The 13,172-nt window shown below is 46.2% G+C and carries 12 protein-coding genes; 1 reads left to right on the forward strand and 11 read right to left on the reverse strand.

Features of this window, described 5'->3' with window-relative positions:
• Positions 1-99 precede the first annotated feature (99 nt).
• From lpxD to rpsB, 11 genes are all read right to left on the reverse strand, one after another.
• On the reverse strand, positions 100-1,131 hold the full coding sequence (gene lpxD / locus HGT71_RS03060; protein ID WP_214216554.1) for a UDP-3-O-(3-hydroxymyristoyl)glucosamine N-acyltransferase: 1,032 nt from the start codon (positions 1,129-1,131) through the stop codon (positions 100-102).
• 3 nt (positions 1,132-1,134) lie between these two features.
• Entirely contained in the window at positions 1,135-1,629 is a 495-nt protein-coding gene (skp, locus tag HGT71_RS03065) for a molecular chaperone Skp (RefSeq protein ID WP_099822530.1), read from the reverse strand.
• 99 nt (positions 1,630-1,728) lie between these two features.
• Entirely contained in the window at positions 1,729-4,143 is a 2,415-nt protein-coding gene (gene bamA, locus HGT71_RS03070) for an outer membrane protein assembly factor BamA (protein WP_214216556.1), read from the reverse strand.
• A 46-nt stretch (positions 4,144-4,189) separates the two neighbouring features.
• Positions 4,190-5,539 (reverse strand): sigma E protease regulator RseP, encoded by a 1,350-nt coding sequence (gene rseP / locus HGT71_RS03075; protein WP_214216558.1) that lies wholly within the window; start codon positions 5,537-5,539, stop codon positions 4,190-4,192.
• A gap of 11 nt (positions 5,540-5,550) precedes the next feature.
• A complete protein-coding gene (gene cdsA / locus HGT71_RS03080; RefSeq protein WP_048911563.1) occupies positions 5,551-6,408 on the reverse strand; it encodes a phosphatidate cytidylyltransferase in 858 nt (285 codons plus the stop codon).
• A 15-nt stretch (positions 6,409-6,423) separates the two neighbouring features.
• A complete protein-coding gene (ispU, locus tag HGT71_RS03085; RefSeq protein ID WP_214216560.1) occupies positions 6,424-7,176 on the reverse strand; it encodes a (2E,6E)-farnesyl-diphosphate-specific ditrans,polycis-undecaprenyl-diphosphate synthase in 753 nt (250 codons plus the stop codon).
• Between the two features lie 162 nt (positions 7,177-7,338).
• Positions 7,339-8,532 (reverse strand): 1-deoxy-D-xylulose-5-phosphate reductoisomerase, encoded by a 1,194-nt coding sequence (gene ispC / locus HGT71_RS03090; protein WP_214216562.1) that lies wholly within the window; start codon positions 8,530-8,532, stop codon positions 7,339-7,341.
• Between the two features lie 119 nt (positions 8,533-8,651).
• A complete protein-coding gene (frr, locus tag HGT71_RS03095) occupies positions 8,652-9,209 on the reverse strand; it encodes a ribosome recycling factor (protein ID WP_062811997.1) in 558 nt (185 codons plus the stop codon).
• 130 nt (positions 9,210-9,339) lie between these two features.
• Positions 9,340-10,065 (reverse strand): UMP kinase, encoded by a 726-nt coding sequence (gene pyrH / locus HGT71_RS03100; protein WP_062811996.1) that lies wholly within the window; start codon positions 10,063-10,065, stop codon positions 9,340-9,342.
• Between the two features lie 151 nt (positions 10,066-10,216).
• Entirely contained in the window at positions 10,217-11,068 is an 852-nt protein-coding gene (gene tsf / locus HGT71_RS03105; RefSeq protein ID WP_214216564.1) for a translation elongation factor Ts, read from the reverse strand.
• A gap of 185 nt (positions 11,069-11,253) precedes the next feature.
• Entirely contained in the window at positions 11,254-11,979 is a 726-nt protein-coding gene (rpsB, locus tag HGT71_RS03110; RefSeq protein WP_062811995.1) for a 30S ribosomal protein S2, read from the reverse strand.
• Between the two features lie 370 nt (positions 11,980-12,349).
• Here rpsB and map point away from each other — a divergent pair, with 370 nt between their 5' ends.
• A complete protein-coding gene (map, locus tag HGT71_RS03115) occupies positions 12,350-13,138 on the forward strand; it encodes a type I methionyl aminopeptidase (RefSeq protein ID WP_048911556.1) in 789 nt (262 codons plus the stop codon).
• Positions 13,139-13,172 lie beyond the last annotated feature (34 nt).

Here is a 13,172-nt window from a genome sequence, read left to right on the forward strand (position 1 = left end):
CGATGAAAAAAGTTAACCGGTCGCAAAGGGTAAACAGGCCGCGCACATTTCATTGTTTATATAATTATGCAACGATGACGTGAGGATGGCCTTTGGCTCTTAGGTGTCGCTGTTCGAGGTAGCTTGACGTTCGAGCGTTTTCAAACGTTTATTAATCTCATTGATATTCATGACCAATGCAGCAGTCTTACGCCACTGCTTGTTTGATTGTAGTGGAATACCTGAAGAATAGATGCCTGGCTCAGTGATCGGCCGCATAACCATTCCCATTCCTGTTACAGTCACTTTGTCACAAATTTCCATATGACCATTGATGACGCTAGCGCCGCCAATCATGCAGTAGCGTCCAATTTTCAAGCTACCCGCCATGATGACACCACCTGCCACTGCGGTATTGTCGCCAATAATAACATTATGTGCAATCTGACATTGATTATCGATGATAACCCCGTTGCCGATTTGCGTGTTATCTAACGCCCCACGGTCAATTGTCGTACATGCACCTATTTCAACTCGGTCACCGATCACAACGGTACCAAGCTGAGGAATTTTTATCCAATTGCCACGATCATTCGCATAACCGAAGCCGTCAGCACCAATCACTGTGCCAGACTGGATTAAGCAGTGGCTGCCGATCTTAATTTCATGGTAAATCGATACATTCGCCCACAACCGGGTATTGGCACCGATTGTCGTCTTTTTCCCGACAAAACAACCAGGACCAATCACGACGTTATCACCTAACACCACACCTGACTCTATAACAGCATTCGCACCAATAGAGACATTATTCCCGAGCGAGGCATCACTGGCGATAACCGCTGAGGGGGCAATATTTTCTGCAGGTGGAGGGGTCGTATCTAAAATTTGCGCTAATTTTGCATAAGTAAGATAAGGGTTTTTGACCACTAATGCTGCACTCTGACAACATTCTAAATCAGCTTCCGTCAGCACCACAGCTGCAGCGTTACACTGAGAGAGTTGCTCGCGGTAGCGACTGTTTGCAAGAAATGTGATCTGTTCGGCACCCGCAGATTGCATCGACGCAATGCCGGAGATGGCGATATCGCCATCTCCATGCACCGTTGCATCTAATTGGCGGGCTAGTTCAGCCAGACGAATAGATGCCATCGGTTATTTAACCTGTTTCAACACATCAGACGTGATGTCTTTTGAATTTGCTGCGTAAGCAACTGAATTGGTATCCAGTACTACGTCATACCCTTCATCATCAGCAACTTTCTTTACTGCAGTTTGGATGCTGGATAGGATTTTATTACGCTCTTCCATTTGACGACGACGGTTGTCTTGCTCAAAAGCTTGCGCTTTGTTTTCAAAACTTTGACGCTTAGCCATGATGTCTTTCTCTAAGCTAGAACGCTCGCTTGCTTTCATGGTTGAACCATTACGTTGCAAGTTCTGCATTTGAGCTTGGATAGCGCGCTCTTGTGCTTGAAGATCAGTCGCGCGACCTTTGAACTCATTTTCCAATTGCTTCGCAACGGTTGCACGTTGGGGTAACTGTTGGAAAATATTGGAGACGTTCACTACTGCAATTTTATCAGCAGCTTGTGCAGCTGATGCAGCTAATGCCAATCCAAGACCCGCGGCACATAACAACTTTTTCACTATATACTCCTTTCCATTACCTTGAGTGCGTAAAACACCATTTTATGCAAAATGACAGGGAGAATTCCCTGCCATCGCAATTGATTTACCGATAATATATTACCACGTTTTACCGATATTAAATTGGAACTGTTCCGATTTGTCGCCTTCGTATTTCTTAATCGGTAATGCATAAGAGAATACAAGCGGCCCAAGCGGAGACATCCATTGTAGAGCGACACCCGATGAAACGCGAATATTGCCTGGCTTACTGTAGTCAGGAATACCCAGCGCACGCATCTGTGCAGTATCATCCCAGTTTGTATCCCAAACCGTTCCGGCATCAACGAAGACTGAGGTTCTTAACGAGTTAGAGTATTTCTCGCTCACAAACGGGGTTGGAGTGATCAATTCTAAACTCGCCACGGCCATCGCGTTACCGCCGACCGCATCATTCGATTTACAAATTGCGCTGGTTGAATTCTCACAATTCGACGATGAACCGTAATTATAGTACGCAGCTTTAGGACCGATGGTGTTCGATTGGAAACCCCGAACGGTGCTTGACCCCCCCGCATAGAAGTTCTCGTAGAACGGCATCTCTTTACCGCCCAATCCATCGCCATAGCCTAAGCGACCACGACCGAGTAAGACCCAAGTACGGTCCTTATCAAGCGGAACGTATTGTTGACTGTCTAAGGTGACCTTGTAGAACTTATTATCAGATCCAGGAATAGTGACCTTACCGTTGACGTTAGTCTGGTTACCCGACGTTGGGAAGAACCCACGGTCTAAGGTGTTATACGTCCAACCCAAGTTGAGAGTGAAGTCATCCGTAGAGTAGTCGCTGTCATCATTACTGGTTGAGAAGTTTTTACCGACAGACTTGAAGTAACGCCACATCGCAACTTGCGGTTGCATATCAGACAGGTCGTTATGCACATAACCCAAACCAACACGCAGAGAGTTATCTTCGTTAATCGGGAAGCCTAAGGTTCCGTCTAAGCCATAACTTCTGTTGGTATAGTCAGACAGGTCCGCATCATCAGCTTTAAAGTCGTTATAGAATAGGCGCCCTCCTAGACTCACACCGTCAACCGTAAAGTACGGGTCAGTCATAGAAAGCTCAGCGTAGGTTTGGTAGTCGTTTTTCGTCCCACTAATTCCTACGGTGTTACCTGTTCCCATCCAGTTATCTTGTGTCACACCAACTTGGAAGCTGACGCCACTTTCAGTACCGTAACCCACACCAATATTAAAGGTACCGGTATTACGTTCTTTAACCTTATAAACAACATCGACTTGGTCGGCGGTACCTGGAACACGTTGCGTATCCACATCAACGGTCTCAAAATAACCTGTGCGGTTTAAACGCTCTTTACCTTGGTCGACAAGGCCGCTTCCTAACCATGACCCTTCCATTTGACGCATCTCGCGACGTAGGACTGAATCTTTAGAGGTTGTATTCCCTTCAAAGCGAATTTTACGGACGTAGAAGCGATTACCAGAATCAACACTGATATGCAGTTTAACGGTCTTATCTGCATCATTGATCTCAGGCTGAGTCATCACACGAGGATAAGCGTAACCATAGTTCCCCAGCAGTTTTTTGATGTTATCTTCAATCTGCGTAACCTTGGCACCGTTATAAAGTTCACCTGGCTCGATTTTAGCCAGCTTTTCAATTTCGGCTGAGTGACCCGCCATATTTCCATTTACATCAACGCCAGCAATTTTATATTGGCTGCCTTCGTTAATATTAACAGTGATATAAATGCCTTTCTTGTCAGGGGTTAAGCTGACTTGGGTTGAGTCGATATTAAAACGTGCATAACCACGGTCTAAGTAGAAACTACGTAGCGTTTCTAAGTCACCAGCCAGTTTTTGTTTCTGATACTTCTGATCAGCAACAAGGTTCCACCACGGCACATCATCACGTAATTGGAAACGCGAGATCAGCTCGTCAGAGCTGAATGCCTTGTTACCAACGATGTTGATCTGCTGAATCTTGGCAGACACACCTTCAGAGAAGACAAATTTTAGATCAACGCGATTACGTGGCAGTGGCGTAACGATAGCTTTAACGCTAGCGGTATACTTACCAACGCTATAGTAGAAATCCTCAAGCCCCTTCTCGATCGAAGAGATAGTCGTACGGTCAAGCGCTTCGCCAACCCGTACTCCAGAAGCCTCTAGATTTTGTTTAAGTTGATCCTCTTTGACGGCCTTATTACCCGAGAAGGTAATACTGGCGATCGTTGGGCGCTCTTTAACTTGAACAATCAGGTTATTACCATCACGTAATACCTGAACGTCTTCAAAGTTACCCGTTGCAAAGAGGGAACGAATACTGTTTTTAATGTCATCGTCGTTGACTGTATCACCAACACGTACCGGCATACTGAGCAGGGCCGCGCCGACAGCGACTCGCTGCAGGCCTTCGAAATGAATGTCTCTCACCACGAAATCGTCTGCACCGTACACGGTGGCGCTGCTGAACAGCAGCGACGCTATGAGCAATTTTTTCATCGCCATCGTTTTTTTGCGTGTTCCTAACTAATCCTCACAAGTAGATTATGGTCTACAAGCGAGAGAAATCATTGAAAAGTGCCAGGCCCATTAACAGTATTAGCAGTACTGAACCAATACGATAACTAAACGCCTGAACTCGCTCTGACACTGCTCCGCCTTTGATTTTCTCAATCAAGAGGAAGAGTAAGTGCCCTCCATCTAACACAGGTAAGGGAACTAAGTTGATGATCCCTAAATTCACACTAATTAATGCTAAAAACATTAAATAGTAAATCATGCCATATCCCGCTGAGGCCCCTGCACCTTGTGCAATCGAGATTGGACCACTAAGGCTATTCAGCTTGATATCGCCTAACACTAACTTACCAAGCATTGTTACAGTAAGCTTTATCAGTTGCCAGGATTTCGTCGTGGCTTCTGCCAAGGCAGATAATGGACCATAACGGTGCTCAGTTTTATAAGCATCCGGTAGCGGTTCAACACGAGGTATTACCCCTGCAAAGCCTTCTTTACTTGAGTCCGGCTTGGCGTCTGGCGTTAAAGTCAACGTCACCAAGCTTCCCCCGCGCTCAACGTCCACTTTCAACGGCTGTTGTGGGCTGTCTTTAATTACCTTGGCAAAAAAGGCCCAATCGTTCACCTGCTGACCGTTGACTTTAGCGATCCTATCGCCAGCTTGCAAACCTGCTTTATCGGCTGGAGAACTTTTTTGCACTTGGGCGAGTACTTGTTCAATTTTTGGTTGAACCGGAATCAAGCCTAAGGCGACCAGTGGATCCTGCTTTTCAGGGTCAAACTTCCACTGTCGTAAGTCGACATGTTTTTCGACCTGCCCCTGTTGACCACGCAGAGTTACCATTAGTTCAGCTGAAGTATCACCAATTTTTGATATCAAGGCTAAACGCGCGGCATCCCAGTCAGGCGTTTCGATACCGTCTATCGATTTTAGTTCCGCTCCAGCGGTTAAATGCGATTGCTCAGCGATCGAACCACTCACTACCTGCCCGATAATCGGCTTGACTGCCGGAACGCCATGCATAAAGACCAACCAATAGGCCACTATCGCAAACAGAAAGTTCGCCACCGGCCCTGCGGCGATAATGGCACTGCGTTGGCCCACTGTCTTAAAGTCAAACGCTTCATGACGGCGATCGTCGGGCACTGCCTCGACACGACTGTCCAGCATCTTAACGTAGCCGCCGAGCGGAATAACCGCGATAACAAACTCTGTCCCTTTCTTATCCTTACGCCGCCAGATAGCAGGACCAAAACCTATTGAAAAACGCTCAACCCAAACTCCACAACGTCGCGCTACCCAAAAATGTCCAAATTCATGAACAGTGATAAGAATCGCTATAGCGACAATAAACGCTGCAAGACTCCAGACAAAACTTCCCAAAGGTTAACTCCTTATTTCACCTGAAATATGAGTAATAACACGCAAGTAAAGACGGGAACTGCAGCCGTCAAACTATCGATTCTATCTAGAATACCGCCGTGTCCTGGGATCAGGTTACCGCTATCTTTAATACCTGACGCACGCTTGAACATGCTCTCCGTCAGGTCACCCAGTACGGAGGCCAAGGTAGCAATGACTGCACTGCAAATGAGGCTAGTCGGCGCAACATTGAGGGGCGCAAAATAGGCAAATGCCCAGGCGATTACCGCTGAAGTCGCTAGGCCACCTAAACAGCCTTCCAGCGTCTTACCCGGTGACACTTTCGGCGCAAGTTTATGTCGACCAAATAGCTTTCCAAAAAGGTAAGCACCTGAATCAGCCCCCCACACTAGCAGAAGGACAAATAACAGCCACCACGCACCAGCATAGCGGTCAAAATCGTAATGATATTGGCGTAGGACAAGCATGCCCCAAAAAAATGGGACTAGTGTTAAGGCACCGAAAATTAACGGTAAAAGTCTTGAGCGTTCCCATAAAATTTTCGATTTTGGGTAGGCAAGTACCATCAGTAGTGCGACGCACCACCAGCTAAGGGAGATCCACAGAGAGAGAGCCACATAAGGCTGATGGATATCGCGTTGATAAGGTGGCAACATAAACACCATACCGGCGAGTAACAATCCGAATACTAATGCGAGGAGAATACGTTGCAAGGGTGTCTTAAGCCCGGCGAACTGCCCCCACTCCCATGCGGCAAGCATGGTGATGGCCAACACGACCAGAATGAAGCCATCGGCAGGGAGGAAAAAGAGTGCCGCAATAACGAGTGGTATCAGAATAATTGCGGTTAAGAGTCGAGACTTTAACAAAAAAACCCCCGGATATTAGGATTCATTGGACACGACACCGCCAAATCGGCGTTCCCGTTGAGAGAAGGCATCCAACGCTCCTTGAAATTCTTGTTCATCAAAATCGGGCCAAAGCACCGGGCTAAAATAGAACTCTGCATACGCGACTTGCCATATCAAGAAATTACTAATTCGATACTCACCACCGGTTCTAATCACAAGATCCACGGCAGGTAAGTCCGAGAGGCAAAGCTGCGAGTTCAAGCTATCTTCCGTAATATCTTCTGGTTGTAGTACTCCCTTTTTCACTTGTTCCGCTAGCTGTTTCACGCCATGGACGACATCCCAACGTCCACCATAGTTCGCGGCAATGTTTAAGGTCAATCCACTATTTTCTGCCGTTAGCATTTCCGCTTTAGCGATGCGGTCTTGAATTTTTTTGTTAAAACCTGAGGTATCGCCAATCACGCGTAAGCGAACATTATTTTTATGTAATGATTTTACTTCGCTCTCTAAAGCCCAGATAAATAGCTCCATTAGCGCAGTCACCTCTTGGGCTGGCCGGCTCCAGTTCTCACTGCTGAAAGCATAGAGAGTGAGCGCTTTAAGATGGTGTTTAGCCGCAAAACGTACCGTTTTTCTAACAGCCTTAGCGCCAGCTTTATGGCCTGACATCCTTAATTTACCGCGATTTTTCGCCCAACGCCCGTTCCCATCCATAATGATAGCAACGTGTTCTGGTAAAACTTGAGGTAGCCATTCTGCTTCATTTTGGCCTTTTGACAACATATCGGGCTTTACTCTCTCTTAAAAACGCATCGATTTATTCGCAACTTTTTTCCGGTAGCCTATTCCAATCTATTAAGAGTACGCGTGAAATCAGAAAAAGACGGCGAGCGACTATACCATTTTCCGCATAGAGCGACAAATCTGTTGCCCTGCAGAAAAGGCCTAGAAGAGTCTTTCTATCTGTTGACGTGCTAAGGCGCGGCTCTCTTCATCAATTTGTAAAACATCATCGATACTCTTAGGCTCGGCAAAGTGTATTAGACCTAAAACATCTGAATTAAGTGCCGCAATATCTGTGAATAAAATACGTCCCTGCAAAAATGCGGCAACCGTAACTTCATTTACGGCATTTAATGCGGTAGTAAAGGACTGACCTTTATCACAAGCCTCAATAGCCAGTGCCAGACAAGGGTACCGTTGGTAATCCGGTTGATTAAAAGTCAAGGATTGCAGCTGGGTAAAATCTAAGGGGTTACCACCGGTCCGCACACGTTTCGGCCAAGCCATTGAGTGAGCTATCGGTGTTTTCATGTCGGGTGTCCCTAGCTGCGCAATGACGCTACCATCACGATAACGCACCATCGAGTGGATGACTGACTGCGGATGAATAATAACTTCCATCTGCGCGCGTTGGGCATTAAACAGCCACCTCGCTTCAATGTATTCCAAACCTTTATTCATCATGGTTGCCGAGTCTACCGAGATCTTTCTCCCCATTGACCAATTAGGATGGGCGCAGGCTTGGTCCGGTGTCTTGTGGACAAGGTCTTCAACTGGCGTCTGCCTAAACGGCCCACCGGACCCAGTAAGAATGATGGCGTCGACACCGTTATCGCTTAAGTCACCATACCCAAGTTGCTGTTGCAAAGTCTCAGGTAAACTCTGAAAAATAGCGTTGTGCTCACTGTCTACTGGTAACAAACGCGCATTATAGTCATGGACAGCATTCATAAATAATTTACCGCAGGTCACCAAGGATTCTTTATTGGCTAAGAGGACGCGCTTACTTGCTTTAATAGCAGAAAGTGTCGGTAAAAGTCCGGATGCACCAACGATTGATGACATAACTTGATCGACTTCGGGTAATGCCGCCAGTTCTGATGCAGCCTTTATACCTGAAGAGACATCGACCGATAATTTTAATATCGCCAGCCGCTCACGTAGCTCTCTCGCAGATTCATCGTCTGCCATGGCGACGTAATCTGGTCGAAATTCCGCACATTGCTCGGCCATCAAAGCAGAATTTTTTCCACCGACTAAGGCGCTTACCTTATATAACTCAGGGTTTTCTCTCACCACATCCAAGGTGTTAGTGCCTATCGAGCCGGTAGAACCCAGTATCGTTAATCGTTGCATCGACTTTCCATTCTCTTAGTGAGGTGAGAACACATCATTACCCAATGACCTAAACAAAACGCCGTAAGAAAACTCAATCACTGAGCCTTCATTACGGCGTTGTAAAGCAGAATTAATGCTTAGAAATCGAGGAGTTCTTTCTCTTTATCCGCAAGTGCAGCATCAACTTTTTTGATGCTTACATCGGTGAGTTTTTGAACATCATCTTGAGAACGACGATCATCATCTTCACTAATTTCTTTATCTTTTAATAACGCCTTCACTTTATCATTGGCGTCACGACGTACATTTCGCACCGAAACACGGCCTTGTTCAGCTTCAGCACGAACAATTTTGATTAAGTCTTTACGGCGTTCTTCCGTCAGCGCAGGAAGTGGCACGCGAATATCGGCCCCTGCAGAACTCGGGTTTAATCCTAAGTCTGACGCCATAATCGCTTTTTCGACCGCCGGGCCCATAGAACGATCAAACACGTTGATCTTTAACGTTCTTGAGTCTTCTACCGTCACACTGGCTAATTGACGCAGTGGCGTAGGGGTACCGTAGTATTCGACGACAATACCATCAAGCAGTGACGGGGACGCACGTCCAGTACGAATTTTGCTGATAGCTGTTTTAAACGCTTCAACACACTTGTCCATACGGACTTCAGCATCTTTTTTAATATCGTTAATCACTTTAAAACCCTTGGATTGTTGATGCACTCCGATGACTGTCGGAGTAATTCACTTTACCTGTCACTCTGGCCGACAGCCCCGAACGAACTTATCTCTACCAGAATATACCTTATTTTCTAAGACACAGGAATTATTGCGAAATTAATGTGCCTTCATTTTCGCCCATCACAACTCGACGCAACGCACCTGGCTTATTCATGTTGAAAACACGAATCGGTAAATTATGATCGCGTGCTAGCGTAAAGGCAGCAAGATCCATGACTTTCAGCTCACGCTCTAAAACGTCTTGATAGCTGATTTTATCGTGAAGCACTGCATCAGGGAATTGAACCGGGTCAGCAGAATAGACACCATCAACTTTCGTTGCTTTTAAGACGACATCTGCTTCAATTTCGATTCCACGCAGACAGGCTGCTGAGTCGGTGGTGAAGAATGGATTTCCCGTCCCTGCTGAGAAGATAACGACTTTATTCTGGCGCAGTTGGCTAATCGCTTCCGCCCAGCTGTAGTTATCGCATACACCATTCAAAGGGATGGCTGACATCAAGCGTGCATTGACGTATGCACGATGTAGGGCATCACGCATCGCTAAGCCATTCATTACTGTTGCAAGCATTCCCATGTGGTCACCGACAACACGGTTCATACCTGCCTTCGCCAGACCGGCTCCACGGAATAAATTGCCGCCACCAATAACGACACCGACCTGGATACCAAGTTCGACTAACTCTTTAACTTCCTGAGCCATGCGGTCTAAGATACTCGCATCAATTCCAAAACCTTCAGTTCCTTGAAGCGCTTCGCCACTCAGTTTAAGAAGAATACGTTGATATACAGGTTTTGCGTTCGTCGCCATAATAGTTTATTCCCGGAAATTGGCTGAATAATAGGAGTAGTTTTCGGGTTAATCATCCCATATTTTTCGTTGAAAAAAACAGAATGAGAAAAAATCGGATAGTGTTACCTTTGACAAAAAAGAACCGCCTAACTGGCGGTTCTTTTTTACATTAAGACTGCTTAGACATTGCTGCAACTTCTGCAGCGAAGTCGGTCTCAACTTTCTCAATACCTTCACCCACTTCAAAGCGGATAAAGCCAGTTACGTCAGCGCCTTTTTCTTTCAGCAGTTGACCAACAGTTTTGCTTGGGTCCATAACGAAGCTTTGTCCAGTCAGTGAAACTTCACCGGTGAACTTCTCCATACGGCCTTTAACCATTTTTTCTGCGATTTCTTTCGGCTTGCCAGATTGCATCGCGATGTCGAGCTGTACTTGGTACTCTTTCTCAACAACTTCAGCAGACACATCTTCAGGCTTAACGAATTCTGGCTTGCTTGCAGCGATGTGCATAGCGATTTGCTTAACCAGTTCTTCATCAGCACCGGTTGCTGCAACCACAACACCGATACGAGCACCGTGCAGGTAGCTACCTAAAACGTCGCCTTCTAACACTGCAACGCGACGGATGTTGATGTTTTCGCCAATTTTAGCGACCAGTGCAACACGCTCTTCTTCGAATTGCGCTTTTAACACTTCAACATCAGTAACTTTATCAGCGGCAGCTGCGTCTAACACTTTATCAGCGAACGCTTGGAAGCCAGCATCTTTAGCAACGAAGTCAGTTTGGCAGTTAACTTCTAAGATTACAGCGTAATCGCCAGCAATCTTAGTTTTAATCACGCCGTCTGCTGCAACGTTACCCGCTTTTTTAGCCGCTTTGATCGCACCAGATTTACGCATGTTTTCGATTGCAAGCTCGATGTCGCCACTCGCTTCAGTCAGCGCTTTTTTACAATCCATCATGCCTGCGCCAGTACGCTCACGCAGTTCTTTTACCAGAGCAGCGGTAATTTCAGCCATTCTATTTTCCTCGGTTAACTGTGACCTGTTTACGTCCACTATTGGGCCTAAACAGCATCATTTTCGTAGGAGTGAATATGCATCAAACGTCTAAAAGGACATCCAATACATTGAATATACGAAGGGGCCATTGCTGGCCCCTGACAGATTACATCTGATGCCAGTACTCTTTCGAGTAAAGATTATCAGGCGTTTTCTAAAGATGCAGCTTCTGCTTGTGCAGCCAGATCTTGTGAACGCGCTTCGCGAACAGTCGTCGCTACAGCGGTCAGGTACAGGGTGACTGCACGGATCGCATCGTCGTTACCAGGGATGATGTAATCAACACCATCTGGATCAGAGTTGGTATCAACGATAGCAAATACTGGGATACCTAAGTTGTTTGCTTCTTTGATTGCGATGTGTTCGTGATCAGCATCGATAACGAATAATGCATCAGGCAGGCCGCCCATGTCTTTGATACCGCCTAAGCTGTTTTCCAGTTTAGCCAGTTCACGACCACGCATTAACGCTTCTTTCTTAGTTAACTTCTCGAAAGTACCGTCTTGTGATTGTGCTTCAAGATCTTTCAGGCGTTTGATTGACTGACGAACAGTTTTCCAGTTAGTCAGCATACCACCTAACCAGCGATGGTTAACGAAGTACTGGTCACAGCTTAGTGCTGCTTCTTTAACAGCTTCGCTTGCTGCGCGCTTAGTACCAACCATTAAGATTTTCCCTTTACGAGAAGAAATCTTGTGCAACTCAGCCAGAGCGTCGTTGAACATTGGTACAGTTTGCTCAAGGTTGATGATGTGAACTTTATTACGTGCACCGAAAATGAAAGGTTTCATTTTTGGATTCCAGTAACGAGTTTGGTGACCGAAGTGAACACCAGCCTTCAGCATATCGCGCATTGAAACAGTTGCCATTATAACCTCTAAAATTTTAATTGGGGTTGAGCCTCCATGTACCCCATACCACCGACCTTTGCAGGCACCCCGGAGTATGTGTCGGTACATGTGTGTTTTGGTTTGACCTTCACAGTAAACTGCGAAAACCACCTTTCACATAATGAGTGTAAGTGATGCTCCATCTTTCGAGATGAGAGATAAAGAATCATCGGCGCGCTTTATACCATAAAATAGTCCTTGGTGCTATATTTTGTTCACTTTTAACGGGCTTCAATGGTGCTTTACGACCGGGATATTGGCAGCGCAGGGGCAGCCTGTGTTAACCTATGTCGCAATTATTAGGTAATCGCCAGCACTGTGTATTCTGGCTACTATGGAAACGAAATTTATGGCTATCTCAATTAAAACCCCCGAAGAAATCGAAAAAATGCGTGTGGCGGGCCGCCTTGCCGCTGAAGTGCTGGAAATGATTGGTGCACACGTTAAGCCCGGTATTTCCACTGGTGAGCTGGATCGCATCTGCGCGACGTATATTACTGAACAACAACAAGCCGTCTCGGCATGCCTGGGTTACCACGGCTTCCCAAAATCGGTCTGTATTTCTATCAATGAAGTCGTTTGCCACGGTATCCCGAGCGACGAACGTCTATTGAAAGAAGGTGATATCGTCAATATCGACGTTACCGTCATCAAAGATGAATACCACGGTGATACCTCGATGATGTTTATCGTGGGTAAACCCACCATCCTAGGTGAGCGTCTGTGTAAAATTACGCAAGAGAGTCTGTATCTGGCCTTACGGTTGGTGAAACCAGGCATTCGCTTACGCACTCTGGGGAAAGAAATTCAGAAGTTTGTTGAAGCGCAAAATTTCTCCGTGGTACGCGAATACTGTGGCCATGGTATCGGTAAAGGATTCCATGAAGAGCCACAAGTGCTGCACTACGATGCAGACGATCAAGGTGTCGTATTGCAGGCTGGCATGACGTTCACCATCGAACCGATGGTCAACGCGGGTGACTACCGTATTCGCAGCATGAAAGATGGTTGGACAGTAAAAACTAAAGATAGAAGCTTGTCTGCACAATACGAGCATACTATTGTGGTCACAGATACTGGCTGTGAGATTTTAACGCTTCGTAAAGATGAAACCCTACCTGCGGTATTAGTCAACTAAGTAAGATCTTACCGAATTAATCATAAAGCCGGCT

The sequence above is a fragment of the Rosenbergiella epipactidis genome (genome assembly GCF_018494055.1).
Classification (GTDB): domain Bacteria; phylum Pseudomonadota; class Gammaproteobacteria; order Enterobacterales; family Enterobacteriaceae; genus Rosenbergiella; species Rosenbergiella epipactidis.

Bases quoted from the DNA above. Each gene is read 5' to 3' on its own strand.
- lpxD (WP_214216554.1), bottom strand. From the start codon at position 1,131: ATGGCATCTATTCGTCTGGCTGAACTAGCCCGCCAATTAGATGCAACG.
- bamA (WP_214216556.1), bottom strand. From the start codon at position 4,143: ATGGCGATGAAAAAATTGCTCATAGCGTCGCTGCTGTTCAGCAGCGCC.
- ispU (WP_214216560.1), bottom strand. From the start codon at position 7,176: ATGTTGTCAAAAGGCCAAAATGAAGCAGAATGGCTACCTCAAGTTTTA.
- ispC (WP_214216562.1), bottom strand. From the start codon at position 8,532: ATGCAACGATTAACGATACTGGGTTCTACCGGCTCGATAGGCACTAAC.
- pyrH (WP_062811996.1), bottom strand. From the start codon at position 10,065: ATGGCGACGAACGCAAAACCTGTATATCAACGTATTCTTCTTAAACTG.
- tsf (WP_214216564.1), bottom strand. From the start codon at position 11,068: ATGGCTGAAATTACCGCTGCTCTGGTAAAAGAACTGCGTGAGCGTACT.
- rpsB (WP_062811995.1), bottom strand. From the start codon at position 11,979: ATGGCAACTGTTTCAATGCGCGATATGCTGAAGGCTGGTGTTCACTTC.
- map (WP_048911556.1), top strand. From the start codon at position 12,350: ATGGCTATCTCAATTAAAACCCCCGAAGAAATCGAAAAAATGCGTGTG.